20 protein-coding genes are annotated in these 18821 nt (G+C 67.2%); 16 read left to right on the top strand and 4 right to left on the bottom strand.

Going from position 1 to position 18821, the window contains the following annotated elements; all coding sequences use genetic code 11:
* Positions 1-66 precede the first annotated feature (66 nt).
* The 7 genes from B0T44_RS04710 (at position 67) to B0T44_RS04680 (ending at position 7113) form a co-directional block, all read left to right on the top strand.
* Entirely contained in the window at positions 67-1017 is a 951-nt protein-coding gene (locus B0T44_RS04710; RefSeq protein WP_077118085.1) for a phosphatidylinositol mannoside acyltransferase, read from the top strand.
* Positions 1014-2138: a glycosyltransferase family 4 protein gene (locus B0T44_RS04705; protein WP_077117833.1), complete on the top strand. Its 1125-nt coding sequence runs from the start codon at positions 1014-1016 to the stop codon at positions 2136-2138. Before B0T44_RS04710 ends, B0T44_RS04705 begins: the two co-directional genes overlap by 4 nt.
* Positions 2138-3181, top strand: a complete 1044-nt coding sequence (locus B0T44_RS04700) for an NUDIX hydrolase (RefSeq protein ID WP_077118084.1) — start codon at positions 2138-2140, stop codon at positions 3179-3181. The genes B0T44_RS04705 and B0T44_RS04700 overlap by 1 nt, the downstream gene beginning before the upstream one ends.
* Before the next feature lie 413 nt (positions 3182-3594).
* Positions 3595-4515, top strand: coding sequence for a pyridoxal 5'-phosphate synthase lyase subunit PdxS (pdxS, locus tag B0T44_RS04695; RefSeq protein ID WP_077117831.1), 921 nt, complete (start codon positions 3595-3597; stop codon positions 4513-4515).
* Positions 4516-4805: 290 nt separating this feature from the next.
* Positions 4806-5627 carry an acyl-CoA thioesterase gene (locus B0T44_RS04690; RefSeq protein ID WP_077117829.1) on the top strand — a complete coding sequence of 274 codons (822 nt, stop codon included), beginning with the start codon at positions 4806-4808 and terminating at the stop codon, positions 5625-5627.
* Positions 5624-6364 carry a pyridoxal 5'-phosphate synthase glutaminase subunit PdxT gene (pdxT, locus tag B0T44_RS04685; protein WP_081511596.1) on the top strand — a complete coding sequence of 247 codons (741 nt, stop codon included), beginning with the start codon at positions 5624-5626 and terminating at the stop codon, positions 6362-6364. The genes B0T44_RS04690 and pdxT overlap by 4 nt, the downstream gene beginning before the upstream one ends.
* Positions 6361-7113, top strand: coding sequence for a YebC/PmpR family DNA-binding transcriptional regulator (locus tag B0T44_RS04680; protein ID WP_077117827.1), 753 nt, complete (start codon positions 6361-6363; stop codon positions 7111-7113). Before pdxT ends, B0T44_RS04680 begins: the two co-directional genes overlap by 4 nt.
* Here B0T44_RS04680 and B0T44_RS04675 read toward each other — a convergent pair.
* Positions 7110-7604 carry an SRPBCC family protein gene (locus B0T44_RS04675; RefSeq protein ID WP_077117825.1) on the bottom strand — a complete coding sequence of 165 codons (495 nt, stop codon included), beginning with the start codon at positions 7602-7604 and terminating at the stop codon, positions 7110-7112. The genes B0T44_RS04680 and B0T44_RS04675 overlap by 4 nt on opposite strands.
* Positions 7601-7969, bottom strand: coding sequence for a metalloregulator ArsR/SmtB family transcription factor (locus B0T44_RS04670; protein WP_077117823.1), 369 nt, complete (start codon positions 7967-7969; stop codon positions 7601-7603). Before B0T44_RS04670 ends, B0T44_RS04675 begins: the two co-directional genes overlap by 4 nt.
* A 113-nt stretch (positions 7970-8082) precedes the next feature.
* On the opposite strand from B0T44_RS04670, the gene B0T44_RS04665 reads away from it, so the two are divergent.
* Positions 8083-8595: an O-acetyl-ADP-ribose deacetylase gene (locus B0T44_RS04665; RefSeq protein WP_139347872.1), complete on the top strand. Its 513-nt coding sequence runs from the start codon at positions 8083-8085 to the stop codon at positions 8593-8595.
* 19 nt (positions 8596-8614) lie between these two features.
* On the opposite strand, the gene gdhA is transcribed toward B0T44_RS04665, so the two are convergent.
* Positions 8615-9964, bottom strand: coding sequence for an NADP-specific glutamate dehydrogenase (gene gdhA / locus B0T44_RS04660; protein ID WP_077117819.1), 1350 nt, complete (start codon positions 9962-9964; stop codon positions 8615-8617).
* A gap of 558 nt (positions 9965-10522) precedes the next feature.
* On the opposite strand from gdhA, the gene ruvC reads away from it, so the two are divergent.
* Genes ruvC through ruvB form a run of 3 tightly spaced genes read left to right on the top strand, consistent with a single transcriptional unit; the run spans position 10523 to position 12795 of the window.
* Positions 10523-11095, top strand: a complete 573-nt coding sequence (ruvC, locus tag B0T44_RS04655; RefSeq protein WP_077118079.1) for a crossover junction endodeoxyribonuclease RuvC — start codon at positions 10523-10525, stop codon at positions 11093-11095.
* Positions 11092-11697: a Holliday junction branch migration protein RuvA gene (gene ruvA / locus B0T44_RS04650; RefSeq protein WP_077117817.1), complete on the top strand. Its 606-nt coding sequence runs from the start codon at positions 11092-11094 to the stop codon at positions 11695-11697. Before ruvC ends, ruvA begins: the two co-directional genes overlap by 4 nt.
* Positions 11698-11703: 6 nt before the next feature.
* Positions 11704-12795: a Holliday junction branch migration DNA helicase RuvB gene (gene ruvB / locus B0T44_RS04645; protein WP_077117815.1), complete on the top strand. Its 1092-nt coding sequence runs from the start codon at positions 11704-11706 to the stop codon at positions 12793-12795.
* A gap of 1 nt (position 12796) precedes the next feature.
* On the opposite strand, the gene B0T44_RS04640 is transcribed toward ruvB, so the two are convergent.
* Entirely contained in the window at positions 12797-13345 is a 549-nt protein-coding gene (locus tag B0T44_RS04640) for a DivIVA domain-containing protein (protein ID WP_077117813.1), read from the bottom strand.
* A gap of 150 nt (positions 13346-13495) precedes the next feature.
* On the opposite strand from B0T44_RS04640, the gene B0T44_RS28470 reads away from it, so the two are divergent.
* From B0T44_RS28470 to B0T44_RS04615, 5 genes are all read left to right on the top strand, one after another.
* Positions 13496-13657 carry a hypothetical protein gene (locus B0T44_RS28470; protein ID WP_175648057.1) on the top strand — a complete coding sequence of 54 codons (162 nt, stop codon included), beginning with the start codon at positions 13496-13498 and terminating at the stop codon, positions 13655-13657.
* A gap of 61 nt (positions 13658-13718) precedes the next feature.
* Positions 13719-14069, top strand: coding sequence for a preprotein translocase subunit YajC (yajC, locus tag B0T44_RS04630; RefSeq protein WP_077118077.1), 351 nt, complete (start codon positions 13719-13721; stop codon positions 14067-14069).
* Between the two features lie 104 nt (positions 14070-14173).
* A complete protein-coding gene (gene secD, locus B0T44_RS04625; protein WP_077117810.1) occupies positions 14174-15859 on the top strand; it encodes a protein translocase subunit SecD in 1686 nt (561 codons plus the stop codon).
* Positions 15860-15945: 86 nt separating this feature from the next.
* Entirely contained in the window at positions 15946-17070 is a 1125-nt protein-coding gene (secF, locus tag B0T44_RS04620) for a protein translocase subunit SecF (protein WP_245839509.1), read from the top strand.
* A 19-nt stretch (positions 17071-17089) separates the two neighbouring features.
* Positions 17090-18805, top strand: coding sequence for an ABC transporter substrate-binding protein (locus tag B0T44_RS04615; protein ID WP_077117806.1), 1716 nt, complete (start codon positions 17090-17092; stop codon positions 18803-18805).
* The last annotated feature ends 16 nt before the right edge of the window (positions 18806-18821 follow it).

Here is an 18821-nt window from a genome sequence, read left to right as displayed (position 1 = left end):
ACGACATCGTCGACCGGCCACGGCGACGACACCGGGGAGGGATTCGGCGCCCGGCTCGCAGCAGGTCTGAGCGACCGTGGTTACGCGGCGGGCTGGCGCCTGGTGCGCGCGCTGCCCGAGGACACCGCACGCAGGCTGTTCGACCGGGGTGGTGCGTGGGCGGCACGGAACGGCGGGCCGGTCCAGTTACGCCGCAACCTGGCCCGCGTCATCGGTGTCGCCCCCGAGGATGTGCCCGATGAGCTGATCTCGGCGAGTATGCGCTCCTACGCCCGCTACTGGCGGGAAGCGTTCCGGCTGCCTGCGATGGATCATGCCGAGCTGGCCGGCTCGGGGCGGGTCGTGGTGGAAGGTATCGATAACCTCGACGAGGCGTTGGCACAGGGCCGCGGGGCGATCTTCGTGCTGCCGCATTCGGGTAACTGGGATATAGCCGGGGTCTGGCTGGTCCAGCATTACGGGTCGTTCGCCACCGTCGCCGAGCGGCTGAAACCGGAGTCGCTGTTCGAACGGTTCGTCGCCTACCGGGAAAGCCTCGGCTTCGAAGTGTTCCCGCTGACCGGTGGCCAGCAGCCGCCGAGTGCGGCGCTGGCGCAGCGGCTGCGCCGGAACCGGATCGTCTGCCTGATGGGAGAGCGTGATCTGACCGGGCGCGGAGTTGCGGTGACGTTCTTCGGTGAACGCACCTGGATGCCTGCTGGTGCGGCCAAACTCGCCATCGACACCGGAGCCGCGTTGCTGCCGGTGCGCGCGTGGTTCACCGTCGACGCCGACGGTCGCGAAGGCTGGGGGCTGAGAACCGAGGCCCCCCTCGATGTTTCGGGAGGGATTGCCGCCACCACGCAGCTGCTGGCCGACCGGTTCGCCGCCGGTATCGCCGAACATCCGGCCGACTGGCATATGCTGCAGCCGCTGTGGGAAGCCGATCTGTCCGAGCAGCGCCGGGCTCGGATCGCGGCGGAACAGGCGCGGCGCGAGGGCGTGATCGCCGAACCGGGCGAGGATGCGCTGTCATGAAAATCGGTATGGTCTGCCCGTATTCGTTCGATGTTCCCGGCGGTGTGCAGGCCCATGTGGTCGAGTTGGCGCGGGTGCTGATCGAACGGGGACACAAGGTCAGCGTGCTGGCACCCGCTGCCGAGGGCACCGAGCTGCCGGATTTCGTGGTGTCGGCCGGACGTGCGGTCGCCATCCCGTACAACGGTTCGGTGGCGCGGCTGTCGTTCGGCCCCACCGCCTACACCAGGATCCGCCGCTGGATCGACGGCAACGATTTCGACGTCCTGCACATTCACGAGCCCAACGCGCCCAGCCTGTCCATGCTGGCGTTGAAGATCGCCGAAGGTCCGATCGTGGCCACCTTCCACACCTCGACCACCAAGTCGCTGGTGCTCAGCACGTTCCAGGGGGTGCTGCGGCCGTATCACGAAAAGATCCTCGGCCGCATCGCCGTCTCCGAGCTGGCGCGGCGCTGGCAGGTGGAGGCGCTGGGGTCGGACGCGGTCGAGATCCCCAACGGGGTGAACGTGCCCGCGTTCGCGCGCGCGCCGCTGCTACCGGGCTATCCGCGTCCGGGCCGCAGCGTGCTGTTCCTCGGCCGCTACGACGAACCGCGTAAGGGGATGGACGTGCTGCTCGGGGCGTTGCCGGAGGTGGTGCGCCATCATCGACAGGTCGAGATCATGATCGTGGGCCGTGGCGACGAGGAGCGGCTGCGCCGTCAAGCGGGTCCCTACGCCGGGCATCTGCGGTTCCTCGGCCAGGTTTCCGACGAGGAGAAGGCGTCGGCGATGCGCAGCGCCGATGTGTATGTGGCACCCAACCTGGGTGGGGAGAGTTTCGGTATCATCCTGATCGAGGCGATGGCTGCGGGCACCGCGGTGGTGGCCAGCGAATTGGATGCCTTCCGCCGGGTGCTGCGCGACGGCACCGCGGGCATGCTGGTCCCGGTCGGTGATTCCGCTGCCTTGGCCGCCGCGCTGGACACCCTGCTCACCGATGACGAACGGCGCGCCGCGCTGGTGCGCGCGGCCGACCGGGTGGTCGGCGAATACGACTGGCCGGTGGTGGCCGAGCAGATCCTGCGGGTCTACGAAACCGTCACCGTCGGTGATACCCGCGTGCGGGCCGCCGGATGATCACCTTCTCCGCGACCGCAGTTCTCGTTCTCGCTCTGATCGCCGCGGTGATCGTGGCGCTGGGCTTGTGGGCGTATTCCACCGCGAATCGGCTCGACCGGTTACATGTGCGCTCCGACCAGTCCTGGCAGGCGCTGGAGGCCGCACTGGCGCGCCGGGCCGTCGTCGCCAGGGCGGTAGCCATGTCGATGGCCGGGCCGGTATCCGACCCGTCCACAACCGAACAGGTGAAACAGCTGGCCGCGCTGGCGGGGCGCGCCGAACGGGCCGGGCGCGCCGAACGCGAAACGGTCGAGAACCAGCTGGCCGCGGCCCTGTCCGCGGTGGATATCGGCCTACTGCGCCCGCAGTTGGTGGCCGAACTCGCCGATGCCGAGGCGCGGGTGCTGATCGCGCGCCGGTTCCACAACGACGCCGTCCGCGACACGCTGGCGCTGCGCACCCGCCGCCCCGTGCGCTGGCTGCACCTGGGCGGTACCGCACCGCTGCCGACATACTTCGAGATCGCCGAACGCGCTACCCCGGCCGCCACCACGGGGTTGGAGGAGGCCACCACCCGCACCTCGGCCCGGGTGGTGCTGCTCGACGAACAGGACCGGGTGCTGCTGATGCGCGGGTGTGATCCCCAGGTGCCGGAGGTGACGTTCTGGTTCACCGTCGGCGGCGGGGTGGAACCGGGGGAGAGTCTGCGCGCGGCGGCGGTCCGGGAATTGCATGAGGAGACCGGGTATATCGCCGATCCGGCTGCATTACGCGGGCCGATCTGGCGGCGGGTGGCGGTGTTCCCGTTCAACGGTGACCTGATCCGCTCCGAAGAACTGTTCTTCGCGTTGCGGGTGCAGGTGTTCGAACCGCAGCCGACGAACCTCACCTCCGTGGAACGCCGATCCATCACCGGGCACCGCTGGTGCGCGCCCAGCGATATCATCGCCCTGGACGCTGCGGGGGAAACCGTGTACCCGCATCACCTCGACCAGTTGCTCGTCGAGGCCGCGCGGGCGGCGTCGGCGGATACCGGCCTCGAGGTCCGCTCCATCCGGTGATCGAGCTGTGATACGACCCACTTCGTGTTACGGTTCGGCCTGGTTTGACACGCCGGGAAAGTGTCGATTCGGTGTGTGGAGGTGAGTACGTGTCGTACATCTTGTTCGATTTCTTGTTGCCGATCGTCGGGCCGAGCGCCGCGGAATACTGGGCGAAATTGCTTGTGATCGATCCGATCTGAGTGGTCGCCGAACTGTCGTCGTGATTCGCCGGGCCGATGCTGTGACCATCGGCCCGGTACGGTCTTATCAGCCGCCGGAATCGCCTCCAGCGGCCGGTGGTGGCGGGTACTCGCTGGTCGCGGTAAGGCCAGTGGTGTTCGACTGGCTATGAATGCGGCTGTGTGCCGCGCCTAGAATTGGGTCGTTCAGCAACCGCTTCCCACTGTCGCCAACGACGCAGGAGTTATGACGTGACGACCGACGAGACCACCCAGACCACCGAGGCCCCCCGCGAGGCGGGAACCGCACGCGTCAAGCGCGGTATGGCCGAGATGCTCAAGGGCGGCGTGATCATGGACGTCGTCACCCCCGACCAGGCCAAGATCGCCGAGGACGCGGGCGCGGTCGCGGTGATGGCGCTGGAACGGGTGCCCGCCGATATCCGGGCCCAGGGTGGCGTCTCCCGGATGAGCGACCCCGACATGATCGACGGCATCATCTCCGCGGTGTCCATCCCGGTGATGGCCAAGGCCAGGATCGGCCATTTCGTGGAGGCGCAGATCCTGCAGAGCCTCGGCGTGGACTACATCGACGAGTCCGAGGTGCTCACCCCCGCCGACTACGCCAACCACATCGATAAGTGGAACTTCACCGTGCCGTTCGTTTGCGGCGCCACCAATCTGGGTGAGGCGCTGCGCCGCATCACCGAGGGCGCGGCGATGATCCGTTCCAAGGGCGAGGCGGGCACCGGCGACGTCTCCAACGCCACCACGCATATGCGCCAGATCCGCCAGGAGATCGCGCGGCTGTCCTCGTTGCCCACCGACGAACTGTACGTCGCCGCCAAGGAGCTGCAGGCCCCCTACGAGCTGGTGCGTGAGGTCGCCGAAACCGGCAAGCTGCCGGTTGTGCTGTTCACCGCAGGCGGGATCGCCACCCCGGCCGATGCGGCGATGATGATGCAGCTCGGCGCCGAGGGGGTTTTCGTCGGTTCCGGTATCTTCAAGTCCGGCAATCCGGCGCAGCGGGCGGCTGCGATCGTCAAGGCCACCACCTTCTACGACGACCCGGACGTGCTGGCGAAGGTGTCGCGCGGCCTGGGCGAGGCGATGGTCGGCATCAACGTCGAAGAGGTTCCGCAGCCGCATCGGCTCGCCGAACGCGGTTGGTGACGACGAGCCCCGCCCGCGTCCAGCGCAACGGAAGCACCGCCCGGTGGCCGATGCCTATGCGGTATACGGCGCGGCCGTGGCAGTGGTCACTCACATGTGGGGTCGTGCCCGCCGGAGACGTGTGCACGAGCGTGGCCGTGCGAATATAGAAACCCCCGCCGGGGTACCGGACGGTTCGTTGTCACCCGCGGTGCCTCTATCGGCCCGAGTGCCGAGCGAACGGTCTGCGGCGCGGCGAGGCAGAAATCGCGCAGACGCAGGGATCGCGCAGATGTGGAGAGGCAGAGATAGTGGCGACCATCGAAGAAGCGCTGGAGATCGAGCGGCTCGAGCGGGATATCTTCCGTGGCGCCTCGACCAAGACTCAGCTACCACGTACCTTCGGCGGCCAGGTCGCGGGCCAGGCCCTGGTAGCGGCGGTGCGCACGGTCGAACCGCGCTATCAGGTACATTCGTTGCACGGCTACTTCCTTCGTCCAGGTAACCCCGATCAGCCGACCGTGTACCTGGTCGACCGGATCCGCGAGGGCCGGTCGTTCTGCACCCGCCGGGTCACCGGTGTGCAGGACGGCGACGCGATCTTCACCATGTCGGCGTCTTTCCACATCGGTGACGAGGGACCCCAGCATCAGGACGAGATGCCGCAGGTGCCGCCGGCCGAGGATCTGCCCGACGCCAAAACGACGATGGAGCCCGAGCTGTTGTGGGCGATGCGCGAATGGGAGCACTGGGATATCCGTCCGGTGCCCAAGGACCGGGTCACCCGACGGCCGGGGGTGATCTCGCCGCAGCAGGTGTGGTTCCGGTACCGGCATCCGTTGCCCGACGACCCGCTGTTCCATGTGTGCACTCTCGCCTATATGAGTGATATGACGCTGCTCGGCTCGTCCAAGGTCACCCACCCCGACGAGCCGACGCAGAACGCCTCGCTCGACCACGCCATGTGGTTCCTGCGGCCTTTCCGGGCCGACGAATGGCTGCTCTACGACCAGTCCTCGCCGTCCGCCGGGTTCGGTCGCGCACTGACCGGCGGGAAGATCTTCGACCGCGCGGGCAGGCTGGTGGCCGCAGTGGTGCAGGAGGGTCTGATCAGGACCATGCGCGAGCAATGAACCCGACAGCAGCCACCCCACCCACGGCAGCAGGCGCGGCCCCGGATACTGCGCAGACACCTGCCGGGAACGAACGCGAACGGCCCGTCATCGGCGTGCTCGCCCTGCAAGGCGATGCGCGCGAGCATGTTTCGGTGCTGACCGAATGCGGGGCCGAGCCGGTACTGGTCCGCCGCGCGGACGAATTGGCAGCGGTGGATGCGCTGGTGCTGCCCGGTGGGGAATCGACGGCGATCAGCAGACTGCTGCAGGTGTTCGATCTGCTGGATCCGCTGCGCGCCCGGTTGCGTGACGGTATGCCCGCGTTCGGTTCCTGCGCCGGTATGATCCTGCTGGCAGACGAGGTGCTCGACACTCGTCCGGACGCGCAGCATCTGTCCGGTATCGATATGACCGTGCGGCGCAACGCGTTCGGTCGTCAGGTCGACTCCTTCGAAACCGATCTGGATTTCGCCGGGCTCGACGGTGGGCCGATGCGTGCGGTATTCATCCGTGCGCCCTGGGTGGAGCGGGCCGGTGACGAGGTCGAGGTGCTGGCCCGAGTACCCAGCGGACCGGCCGCGGGCCGGATCGTGGCGGTGCGGCAGGGCCGGGTGCTGGCCACCGCCTTCCATCCGGAGGTCACCGGCGACCATCGGGTGCACCGAATGTTCGTCGACCTGGTCCGCGAGCAGCGACGGACGGCCGGTAGCGTGAATAAACACACTGGCACCGATCTGAAGGAAGTAGGGGAATGAGCGGCCATTCCAAATGGGCCACCACCAAGCACAAGAAGGCGGTGATCGATGCGAAGCGCGGTAAGCTCTTCGCCAAGCTGATCAAGAACATCGAGGTGGCGGCCCGCACCGGTGGCGGCGATCCGGAAGGTAACCCGACCCTCTTCGACGCCATCCAGAAGGCGAAGAAGTCCTCGGTTCCCAACGACAATATCGAGCGGGCCCGCAAACGCGGCGCCGGCGAGGAGGCCGGTGGCGCCGACTGGCAGACCATCATGTACGAGGGCTACGGACCCAATGGCGTCGCCGTGCTCATCGAATGCCTCACCGATAACCGTAACCGCGCCGCGGGCGAGGTCCGGGTAGCGATGACCCGCAACGGCGGCAATATGGCCGATCCGGGTTCGGTCGCTTACCTGTTCGCCCGTAAGGGCATCGTCACCCTGGAAAAGAACGGTCTGTCCGAGGACGACGTGCTGACTGCCGTCCTCGATGCGGGCGCTGAAGAGGTCAACGACCTCGGTGAATCGTTCGAGGTGATCAGCGAGCCCGGGGATCTGGTCGCGGTGCGCTCGGCGCTGCAGGCGGCTGGGATCGACTACGACTCCGCCGACTCCGGTTTCCAGGCATCGGTGAACGTTGCGGTCGACGCCGAGGGCGCGCGCAAGGTGTTCAAGCTGATCGACGCTCTCGAAGACAGCGACGACGTGCAGAACGTCTACACCAACGTCGACGTCTCCGACGAGGTCCTGGCCGAGCTGGACGTCTAGCCTTCCAGCTTCCGGTAGTACTGCTGCATGGCCGGGAAATAGTCGTCGAAATCGGGGCGGCTCGCACCTGCCCGTGCCGCTCCCAGCGCGTCCAGATAGTACTCCCAACCGGGTCCCACCTCGGCGATGTTCTCCTCGGGTTCGAGGTGATGGGTGAAGACCAGTTCGGTGCGGCCGTCGGTCTCGGTGAGTACTGCTTCCAGATGCCAGCTGCCGTAATCGTCGACGGTGGTGATGGCCAGCCGGCGCGGCGGTTCGCAGGCTTCGATGGTGGCATCGCACCACGGCTGTTCCTCTTCGAACGCCATCTGCACTGCGATCGTGCGGCCCGCTCCGGCCTCGCCTTTCCACGGCCCGAACCAGCGGGCCGTGCGGTCGGGTTCGGTGATGCTGGCCCAGACGTCAGCGATGGGTGCGCGATAGGTTCTGGTGAGTACCAGATCGCGGCCGGTACCGGTGTGCAGCAGGCGTCCGCTGGGGCGCGTGGTCATGCCGTGTTCTCCCTTGTCGTATCGGGTTCGGTGTCGTCTTTCCTGTGGCGCTGGCGCCGGGTCCGGTAGACCTCGGTTTCCAGGGCGTCGAGGCAGTGCTCCCAGCCTGCAGGCTGATCGAAGCCGGCGATCCAGGCGCCTAGTTCGCGTAGCGGTGCGGGATCCAGCGAATAGAAACGCTGCCTGCCGACCAGGTCGTCGCGCACCAGTCCACTGTCGCGTAGCACCCGCAGATGCCTGCTCACCGCAGGTCTGCTGATCGGGAACCTGTCCGCGATAGCACCGGCGGTCAGTCGCGTCCGGCGCAGCATCTCCAGGATCTCCCGCCGCACGGGGTCTGCGATGGCCCCAGCAACCTTGTCCACATCAAAAGCGTAACCGCATGGTTACGCTTTTGTCCACAGTTCGGTTGTTCGGGAAGTGCGGATCTGTCGAACGGAGGTGGCGGGGGTTCCGGCAGGCGGGCACAATGCCGCCTATGGTGGCCTTGACTCTGGTACGTGGCGATATCACTGATCAGCAGGTCGACGCGGTGGTCAACGCCGCGAACTCGTCGCTGCTCGGCGGTGGCGGCGTCGACGGCGCCATCCATCGCCGGGGCGGTCTCGAAATTCTCGCCGAATGCCGACGCCTGCGGACCTCCCGGTACCGCGAGGGGCTGCCGACCGGCCAGGCCGTGGCCACCACCGCCGGAAACCTGCCGGCCCGCTGGGTCATCCACACCGTGGGGCCGGTCTGGTCCGAGACCGAAGACCGTTCGGCGCTGTTGGCCTCCTGCTATCGCGAATCCCTGCGCGTGGCCGCCGAATTGGGCGCCCGCACGGTTGCCTTCCCTGCCATATCCACCGGAATCTACGGCTGGCCGATCGACGACGGCGCCCGCATTGCGGTGGAAACGGTGCGAGCCGAATCCACCGCCGCAGACGAAGTGCGGTTCGTGCTGTTCGACGCCGCCGCCTACACCGCGTTCGCCGCTGTGATCGAGCGATGAAAACGCGGCGGGACCGCGGTCAGATGATTCCGAGTGCGAGCATGGCGTCGGCGACGCGGGTGAAACCCTCGATATTGGCGCCCGCTACGTAATTGCCGGGGGAATCGTAGGCGTCGGCGGTGGTCAGGCAGCGGTCGTGGATACTGCGCATGATATCGGCCAGGCGTTCCTCGGTGTGTTCGAAGGTCCACGAATCCCGGGACGCATTCTGCTGCATTTCCAGCGCGCTGGTCGCGACGCCGCCCGCATTGGCCGCTTTACCGGGCGCGAACACCACACCGGCTTCGGTCAGCGTTTTCACCGCGGCGGGCGTGCACGGCATATTCGCGCCTTCGGCGACCACTCGACAGCCGTTCTTGGCGAGTAGCGCGGCGTCGTTGCCGTTGAGTTCGTTCTGGGTGGCGCACGGCAGTGCGATATCGCACGGCACCTCCCAGACGGTTCCGCTCTCGACGAAGCGGGCCGCGCCGCCGCGCTCGGTTGCGTATTGCGAAACCCGTTCGCGCCGAGTCTCTTTGATGTCTTTGAGCAGTGCCAGGTCGATACCTTTGTCGTCGACGATGTAGCCGCCCGAGTCCGAACAGGCGACCACGATGCCGCCCAGTTGCTGCACTTTCTCGATCGCGTAGATCGCCACATTGCCCGAACCGGAGACGACGACTTTCTTACCGTCGAAATTCTCGCCGCGCGAGTGCAGGATCTCGTTGACGAAGAACACCGTCCCGTACCCGGTGGCTTCCGGCCGCACCTGTGAGCCGCCCCAGGTCAGCCCTTTGCCGGTGAGCACACCGGATTCGTACCGGTTGGTGATGCGCTTGTACTGGCCGAACAGGTAGCCGATCTCCCGCCCACCGACACCGATATCGCCCGCGGGCACATCGGTGTATTCGCCGATATGGCGGTACAGCTCGGTCATGAACGCCTGACAGAACCGCATCACCTCGGCGTCGGAACGGCCCTTGGGATCGAAATCAGAGCCGCCTTTGCCGCCGCCGATCGGCATACCGGTCAGCGAATTCTTGAAGATCTGCTCGAAGCCGAGGAATTTGACGATTCCCAGGTAGACGCTCGGATGGAAGCGGATACCGCCCTTGAACGGGCCGAGCGCCGAATTGAACTCGACCCGGAAACCGCGGTTGATCTGCACCCTTCCGGCGTCGTCGACCCACGGCACTCGAAAAATGATCTGCCGCTCCGGCTCGCACAGCCGGCGCAGCACCGCGCCGTCAGCGTATTCGGGATGTTTGGCCACTACCGGCCCCAGGCTGTCGAGGATCTCGTAGGCAGCCTGGTGGAACTCCGTCTCACCGGGGTTGCGTTTGAGCACCTCGTCGTAGATATCGTGCAGTTTTTCATCAAGGACAGCCATTGAGCCGGATCCCTCTCTTCGTTTCCCTCGTCGGGTTTCAGCCCGCCGAATGTGGCCAGAGCGTCGTGCCCGGGTGCCGGCACATTCGTCCGCACCGTGTTATGAACCTAATCGCTATGTCGGAGAAGGTGTGAGGCGCGGTCCGATTGACTGGGACAGATGTTATTCGCGTCACGGACATTTGTGGTATCAGTGGCGCCCCGCGCGTCGGCTGTCACCGATAGGCTGACCAGCCTTTTCGTTATACCCCCTATACCACCACCCCCGGAAAGACGGTGACGAGTCGCCGTCGATGATCAGCTCTCGGCCGTAGAGGCAGGGGGTGTCCGTGCTGCTCGACAACCGTCTCGGTCAGGGTATCCAGTGCGGCGAGGCCGGCCCGATGCGCAAGTGGTGCTTTCGGCCGCTTCGCCCGCGCGGACCGAGGCGTTCCAGCAGGACACCGAGGAATCGAAGAAGGCGAGCGCGATCCTGTGCGCGAGCTGCCGTGTCGCTGTCACCGAGACCGGGTTCTGCACTACACTTCGAACAACTGTTCGCGTGTTCGAAGGGGTTTTCGTGCGGGTGATGGGTGTCGACCCCGGGCTCACCCGGTGCGGGTTGAGTGTGGTCGACGGGGGAGTGGGGCGGAAAGTGTCCGCGCTCGGTGTCGACGTGGTGCGCACCCCGGCGGATATGGAGCTGGCGCTGCGGCTGATGCGGGTCGCCGATGCCGCCGAGCGGTGGATGGATACGTATCAGCCGGGTGTGGTCGCCATCGAGCGGGTGTTCTCGCAGCACAATGTGCGGACCGCGATGGGCACCGCCCAGGCAGGCGGGGTGATCGCGCTGGCTGCGGCGCGGCGCGGGATACCGGTGGCGTTTCATACGCCGAGCGAAGTGAAGGCCGCCGTCACCGGGAGCGGGTCGGCAGGTAAGGCGCAGGTGACCACCATGGTGACCCGTATCCTCGGACTTACGGAAGCGCCCAGACCAGCCGACGCCGCCGACGCTCTCGCACTCGCCATCTGTCACTGCTGGCGGGCGCCGCTGCTGGAGCGGATGGCGAAGGCCGAAGCGCAGGCGGCGCAGGCGCGCAAACGTTACGCCGAGCAGCTGGATCGACAACGCAGGAAGGCGGTACGCGGGTGATCGCGTCGATACGCGGTGAGGTGCTCGAGATTGCACTCGACCACGCGGTGATCGAAGCCGCCGGAGTCGGTTACCGGCTCAACGCCACCCCGGCGACGCTGGCTACGCTCACCACCGGTGAACAGACCCGCCTGTATACGGCGATGATCGTCCGCGAGGACTCGATGATGCTGTACGGGTTCGCCGACACCGAGGCGCGCGACCTGTTCGGGCTGTTGCAGACCGTCTCCGGTGTCGGCCCCCGGCTGGCCATGGCGGTGCTGGCCGTGCTGGAGCCGGAAGCCCTGCGCAAGGCGTTGTCCGAAGGCAATGTCGCCGCCCTGACCCGGGTGCCCGGTATCGGTAAGCGCGGCGCCGAACGCATGGTGGTGGAGTTACGCGACAAGGTGAATCTGGTTCCGGTGCCATCCGGTCCCCCTGGTACCGCCCCACCGCCGGTGGTCAGCAGCGCCCGCGATCAGGTCGTCGAGGCACTCACCGGTCTCGGCTTCCCTCTCCGGGCAGCCGAACAGACCGTCGACAGTGTGCTCGCCGAACAACCAGGCGCAGGCAACTCGGCGCTGCTGCGCGCAGCCCTGAACGTCCTCGGGAAGAACCGTTAGGCCGCAATGGAATACGGTGAGACCGCATCCGGACCGGACGAATCGCAGGTCACCTCGAGCTATCTGAGCTCCGACGGCGACGTCGAGACCAGTCTGCGTCCTACATCGCTCGACGACTTCATCGGTCAGCCCCGCGTCCGCGAACAACTCGCCCTGGTGTTGCGCGGCGCCCGCGGCCGCGGCGGCACCCCCGACCACATCCTGCTGTCCGGCCCGCCCGGCCTCGGGAAAACCAGTATGGCGATGATCATCGCCACCGAACTCGGCACCGCGCTGCGCATCACCTCCGGTCCCGCTCTGGAACGAGCGGGCGATCTGGCCGCCATGCTCAGCAACCTGGTCGAAGGCGATGTGCTGTTCATCGACGAAATCCATCGGATGGCACGTCCGGCCGAGGAGATGCTGTATCTGGCGATGGAGGACTTCCGGGTCGACGTGGTCGTCGGCAAAGGCCCGGGCGCGACCTCCATCCCGCTCGATATCGCACCGTTCACCCTGGTCGGCGCCACCACCAGATCCGGCGCGCTCACCGGCCCGCTGCGCGACCGTTTCGGTTTCACCGGGCATATGGATTTCTACGAACCCGACGAACTACTGCACATCCTGCAGCGGTCCGCGCAGATCCTCGGCGTCGGCATCGATACCGACGCCGCCGCCGAAATCGCCGGACGCTCCCGCGGTACCCCGCGTATCGCCAACCGGTTGCTGCGCCGGGTCCGCGACTACGCCGAGGTTCGCGCCGACGGCCGGATCACCCGCCCGATCGCCCAGGCGGCGCTGGAGGTCTACGACGTGGACCCGCTCGGGCTGGACCGGCTCGACCGCGCAGTGCTCGGTGCGCTGGTGCGCGGGTTCCACGGCGGGCCCGTCGGGGTGTCCACGCTCGCCGTTGCCGTCGGGGAGGAGGCCGCGACGGTGGAGGAAGTGTGCGAGCCGTTTCTGGTGCGGGCCGGGATGGTGGCCCGCACCCCGCGCGGCCGGGTCGCCACCGCCGCCGCATGGGAACATCTGGGCTTGGTGCCGCCCCCGGATCTGGTGGTCGGCTCCATCGAGGTCCGCGGCCGCGAACCGCATCCGGCGCTGGACCTGTTCGAGTAGGTCAGCGCGGGCAGGCGGGCTGTTTCAGGACGGTGACGACCAGGTCGACGAACGCATCCACCTCGTCGCGCTGATAACCACGGATATCCGGTCCCGCGACGGGGAAGCGCGTGGCGCGCACCTCCTGCACCGTGAGGCTGCCGGGCCCGTTGTGTGCCAGCGTCGCGGCGACCAGCGCGAGGAAAGCATCGACCTCTCCGGTGCGATAACCGCGCTGGTGCAGCGGTGCATACGAGAACCGGAGCCGCTGCACCTCCTCGGGTGTGAGCAGTGCTCCCGTGGCCGGAACCGGGAGCGCGCCCCGCTGGCGGAGTTCGAGCTCGGCGCGCACCCGGTCGAGGAATTCGTCGACCTGGTCGGCGCGGTAACCGGGACTCCCGTCTGGTACGCCGAAGGTGACGTGCCGCAGTTCATCGGCGGTGAGCGTCGTCCGCCCGTCGAGTGCGGCGGCAATGAGTTCGCAGCAGGCATCGACTTCCTCGGTGCGGTACCCGCGAAGTCCGGGCGGCGTCATGGCGAATGCGGTCCGGCCGATGTCTTCGGGAGTCACGGCGACATTCTGTCAGGGCCAGCATGCTGGAGGCGCTGATGGTGATCGGTGCGATGTTCTGGCGTGGCGCGACCACCTTCGAGGTCACCGCAGCGGCCGATGCCGAATTCCTGGGCCGGGTGACTCGCAAGCTGGGCTCAGCGGATAGCGTTGGCTCGAGCGCTGCTGCGGCCGACCAGCACGATCAACGCGCACCGGGAAGCGAAGAGCTTCCTGCTCGACGATGACACCTACGGCAAGATCGCCTGGCCCGGTACCCGCGGCCCGGACCGCGGGCCGTCGGGGTGTGCGGGTGCGTGGCCAGTGACCTGAGCTGGCAGACTGTGTGGGTACCTGTCCATATCCCATCAGAGACTAGGGACTGACCTTGACACTGGACCTGCTGTTTCCGCTGATTCTGGTAGCCCTGCTCGTGCCGATGTTCCTCGGGGTTCGCCGTCAGAAACGCGAAGCCGAGAAGATCGCCACCATGCAGGACAGCCTGAAGGTCGGCGACCAGGTCATCACCACGTCCGGGCTGTACGGCACCGTGGTCGAGGCCGACGATACGACGGTCGACCTCGAGATCGCCGAAGACGTCGTCACCACCTGGCTGCGTCAGGCGATCCGCGAGGTCCGCACCGACGACGACGTGACGACCGACGAGACCACCGGCGAGACGACCGACAACGGTGTCGCCGAGGAAACCGCCGAGCAGACCGAGACCCGGCTGACCAAGGACTGATCGCACGATCCGCCCGCCGGAGGCCGCCCTTCTCGAGGTGTCCGGCGGCGTCGACGTGTGCCCCGCCAGTTCCACCTCGACTTCCGCCTAGGAGATGACGTACTGTGCCACCTTCCCAGGGATCGGCGCATCAACTCCGCTGGCTCGCCCTTTTCGGCGTGCTGGTGGCCGCGATCTACGCGCTGGTGTTCTTCACCGGTGACAAATCACCGACCCCCAAACTCGGCATCGACCTACAGGGTGGTACCCGGGTCACGCTGACCGCCCGCACCCCCGACGGGAACAAACCGAGTCAGGACAGCCTGGCGAAGGCGCAGCAGATCATCGAGAACCGCGTCAACGGTCTGGGTGTCTCCGGCTCCGAGGTCGTCATCGATGGCGACAACCTGGTGATCACGGTGCCCGGCGACGACAGCCAGCAGGCGCGCACCCTGGCCACCACCGCCAAGCTCTATATCCGGCCGGTGCTGCAGGCAGTCCCAGCCGGGCAGGCCGCACCGCAGACCCCCCAGGCGCCGCAGAACCCTGCCCCCGCGCCGGAGTCCCCGCAGCCCGCTCCTGGCGACACCCCGGCCGAGCAGGCTCCTGCCCCGCAGCAGCGCGTGTTCCCGGCGCAGGCTCCGCCGTCCGAACCGCCCGCCCCGGGCGACGAGCCCGCGGGCGGGGACCTGAGCCCGCAGGAACAGGCGCAGCAGGAAATCGCCGCGGCCAAGGCCACCCGGCAGAGCACGGACCCGGCCACACAGCAGGCCGCCATGGCCGCGATGGACTGCTCCGGCGCCGACCCGCTGGCCGGTAACGACGACCCGGCACTGCCGCTTGTCACCTGCTCCACCGACGGCACCGAGGTGTTCCTGCTCGCCCCGAGCCGGATCGACGGCCAGGAGATCGCCGACGCCACCTCCGGGCTCAACCCGCAGCAGGCGCGGCATGAGGTCAACCTCGAATTCAAGTCCGGCGGCAGCGACGCCTGGGCCGCGCTCACCGGTGAATACCTGTACAAGCGTGTCGCCTTCGTGCTCGACTCCGAGGTTGTCAGCGCCCCGGTCGTGCAGCAGGGCCCGCAGCAGGGCGGACGCACCCAGATCTCGGGCAACTTCACCGCCGACAGCGCCAAAGAGCTGGCAAACACCCTCAAATACGGTTCGTTGCCGCTGTCGTTCCAGACCTCGGAAGCCGAAACCGTCTCTGCGACCCTCGGCCTGTCCTCGCTGCGTGCCGGCCTGATCGCGGGCGCGGTCGGCCTGGCCGTGACATTGCTGTACTGCCTGCTCTACTACCGGATGCTCGGGCTGCTCACCGGCTTGTCGCTGATCGCTTCCGGGGTCGCGGTCTACGGCATCATGGTGCTGCTCGGCCGATGGATCGGCTTCACCCTTGACCTGGCCGGTATTGCCGGTCTGATTATCGGTATCGGTATGACCGCCGACTCGTTCGTGGTGTTCTTCGAACGCATCAAGGACGAGATCCGGGAAGGCCGCAGCTTCCGTTCCGCGGTGCCGCGCGGCTGGGCCAGGGCGCGGCGCACCATCCTCTCCGGTAACGCGGTGAGCTTCATCGCCGCAGCCGTACTGTACGTATTGGCCATCGGGCAGGTCCGCGGTTTCGCGTTCACCCTCGGCTTGACCACCATCCTCGACGTGGTGGTGGTGTTCCTGGTGACCGCCCCGCTGGTACTGCTGGCCTCGCGGTCGGTCTTCTGGGGCAAACCGTCGGTGAACGGGTTGGGTGCGGTCCAGCAGTTCGCCCGTGAACGCAAAGCGGCCGAGGCCGCGGTCGGGAAGGCGTGACGACGATGAACAGCCCCGTAACGCATTCGCTGGACAAGCGGCCCACTCCGCCGCGCCGTTCCGCCCCACCGCCGCAGCACGGCTGGATGAACCGGCTCTACACCGGCACCGGCGTGATCGACGTCATCGGCAAACGCCGCCTGTGGTACGCGGTGACCGCGGTGATCGTGCTGATCTGTCTGGCCAGCATGCTGCTGCGCGGATTCACCCTCGGCATCGATTTCGTCGGCGGTTCCCGGATCCAGTTCCCTGCTGGTTCGGCGACCACCAGCGAGGTGGAAGCCGTTTACCACGAGGCGATCGGCGACGACCCCGAGTCGGTACAGACCGTCGGCTCCGGTGACACCGCGACGATCATGATCCGCTCCGAGGCACTGGACCAGACCCAGGTCGAAGCACTGCAGAGCGCGCTGTTCGATCGGTTCCAGCCGGTCGGTGACAACGGCGAGCCCAGCCGCAATGCGATCAGCACCTCTGACGTCAGCGAAACCTGGGGCGGCCAGATCACCCGGCAGGCCCTGATCGCGCTGGCGGTGTTCCTGGTACTGGTCACCATCTACATCACCGTCCGCTACGAACGCGATATGGCGCTCGCCGCACTCGCCTCACTCGGTTTCGACCTGGTCGTCACGGCAGGGGTGTATTCGCTGGTCGGGTTCGAGGTCACGCCGGCGACCGTCATCGGCATGCTGACCATCCTCGGTTTCTCGCTGTACGACTCGGTGGTCGTTTTCGACAAGGTCGAGGAGAACACCCACGGTGTGCTGCACCTGACCCGCCGCACCTACGCCGAACAGGCCAACCTGGCGGTCAACCAGACGCTCATGCGGTCGATCAACACCGCGCTGATCGGCGCGCTGCCCATTATCGGCCTGATGGTGATCGCGGTATGGATGCTCGGCGTCGGCACCCTGCAGGATCTGGCGCTGATCCAGCTGGTCGGCCTGGTTGTCGGTATCTACTCGTCGATCTTCTTCGCCACACCGGTCCTGGTCTCGCTGAAGGAACGCTGGGGTCCGGTCGCCGCGCACACCAAGAAGGTCCTCGCCAAACGTGCCGATGCGACCGGCCCGAGGGCAGGGGCCGCGCCACGGCGGCGCGCGGAGCCCACTCCGGGCGGGCAAATACCCGGCGGTACGCGACGGGCAGGGGACAATAGTCCCCGTCCCGGGGCCAGGCCCAGCGGGAAACGGCACAAGAAGCGGCACTGACCTTTAGGGGGTTCGTTTCATGCGACAGCCACGGATGCGCCGCCTCGTCGCGACGATGGCGGCGGCCGCGGCGGCCGCCGGGCTGGCGGCCGGATGCTCCAGCAAGGATCAGGTGCCGTCGATCGGTTACGCCGTCGACGTTGCGATCACCAGTTACAACGCCGGTAGCGCCCGGGGCGCCGCAGGCGGTGCCGCTGCGGTGTTCGGCCGGGTGCTTCCCGGGTTCTTCTACACCGGACCCGACGGACAACAGGTCGCCGACACCGATGTGGGCACCGCGAAAGAGGTCCCGGGCGAGGCGCAGACCATCCAATACCGGCTCAACCCCGACGGCGTCTACTCCGACGGGGTGCCGACCTCCTGCGACGATCTGGTGTTCACCTGGGCGGCGCGCAGCGGGCGCTTCACCGAACCCGGCCCGGACGGTATGGCGCCCATGTTCGACACCGCGAGTACCGCCGGTTACGAGGACATCGAGCGGGTGGAATGCCAATCCGGCTCCAAGGACGCGACCGTGGTGTTCCGTCCTGGGCATCGCTATCTGAATTGGCGCACCCTGTTCGCCGCGGGCGAGCTCATGCCAGCGCATATCGCCGCCCAGGCGGCGGACGTGCCCGATGTGGTCTCCGCCGTGCAATCCGGCGCTCTGGCCGCGGTGAAACGCCTGGCCGGCTTCTGGAATACCGGCTGGACCCTGGCCCCTGGCGAGCTGGACCTGAGTTTGCTGCCGTCGTCGGGGCCGTACCGGATCGACTCCTACACCGCCGAGGATGGTCTGGTGCTGGTCGCCAACGAGCGCTGGTGGGGCAACAAGCCCGAAACCGGGCGCATCGTCGTGTGGCCCAAGACCACCGATCTGGCTGCCAAGATCAGGGAGGGCGCTGTCGGGGTCATCGATATCGGTGCCGGTTCGATCGCCGACCTGAACCTGGACGGCTACGGCGTCCGGCAGGTGCCCAGTCGCGGAGTGGAGCAGCTGGTGCTCGGTACCGGCGGAGTGTTCGGTTCGGTGCAGACGCGGCGCGCCTTCGCGCTCTGCGTGCCAAGGCAGGAACTGTTCGACCAACTCGGCAAGGTCGACGAAGCGCCCGAGCACGGCTTGGGCTCCGGCCCGGCGAATGCCCGGATAGTGCAGCAAGATTCCCTGTTCTATCCGGCCGTCGCGGGTACCGCCGACCGGTATCGCACCCCGAACGCGATCAACGCCAGTGCCGCCCTGGACGCAGAGGGAGTGCCCGACGCCACGGTCCGCATCGGCTACCTCGGCCCCGATACGCGCCGAGCCGAAACGGTCGCAATGATCGCGGACTCCTGCAAATCCGCAGGTATCACCGTGGTCGATGCGGGCTCCCCTGATTTCACCCCCGCCCGGCTCACCGAGGGCAAGGTCGATGCCGTGCTCGGCAGTACCGCGGGCGCCCCAGGGCCGGCCGGTTCACTGTCCGGTGTGGCCGCGACCAGTGCGTTGCGGACCGGTAGCGGGCTGAATTTCGGGCGTTTCGGTAACGGCCGCTACGATGCGATCACCGATCAGCTTGCGGCCGACGACAACTCGGTCGCAGTGCTGAATCTGCTCACCGAGGCCGAGAACCTGCTGTGGTCGCAGATGCCGAGCATTCCGTTGTTCGCCACCCCGCGCACCATCGCCTTCGGCGCCGGTTTGCAGAACGGTATCGCGGGCCCCACCAAGGCCGGAACAGGCTGGAACATGGACAGGTGGGTGCTGACGCGGTAACAGGTGTTGTGGGTGT

The sequence above is a fragment of the Nocardia donostiensis genome (genome assembly GCF_002081715.1).
Lineage (GTDB): Bacteria > Actinomycetota > Actinomycetes > Mycobacteriales > Mycobacteriaceae > Nocardia > Nocardia donostiensis.
This window is presented reverse-complemented; position numbering and strand designations above follow the sequence as displayed.

Excerpts from the sequence above, each read along its gene's own strand:
- B0T44_RS04705 (WP_077117833.1), top strand. The coding sequence starts at position 1,014 with ATGAAAATCGGTATGGTCTGCCCGTATTCGTTCGATGTTCCCGGCGGT.
- pdxT (WP_081511596.1), top strand. The coding sequence starts at position 5,624 with ATGAACCCGACAGCAGCCACCCCACCCACGGCAGCAGGCGCGGCCCCG.
- B0T44_RS04680 (WP_077117827.1), top strand. The coding sequence starts at position 6,361 with ATGAGCGGCCATTCCAAATGGGCCACCACCAAGCACAAGAAGGCGGTG.
- B0T44_RS04675 (WP_077117825.1), bottom strand. The coding sequence starts at position 7,604 with ATGACCACGCGCCCCAGCGGACGCCTGCTGCACACCGGTACCGGCCGC.
- B0T44_RS04665 (WP_139347872.1), top strand. The coding sequence starts at position 8,083 with ATGGTGGCCTTGACTCTGGTACGTGGCGATATCACTGATCAGCAGGTC.
- gdhA (WP_077117819.1), bottom strand. The coding sequence starts at position 9,964 with ATGGCTGTCCTTGATGAAAAACTGCACGATATCTACGACGAGGTGCTC.
- ruvB (WP_077117815.1), top strand. The coding sequence starts at position 11,704 with ATGGAATACGGTGAGACCGCATCCGGACCGGACGAATCGCAGGTCACC.
- secF (WP_245839509.1), top strand. The coding sequence starts at position 15,946 with ATGAACCGGCTCTACACCGGCACCGGCGTGATCGACGTCATCGGCAAA.
- B0T44_RS04615 (WP_077117806.1), top strand. The coding sequence starts at position 17,090 with ATGCGACAGCCACGGATGCGCCGCCTCGTCGCGACGATGGCGGCGGCC.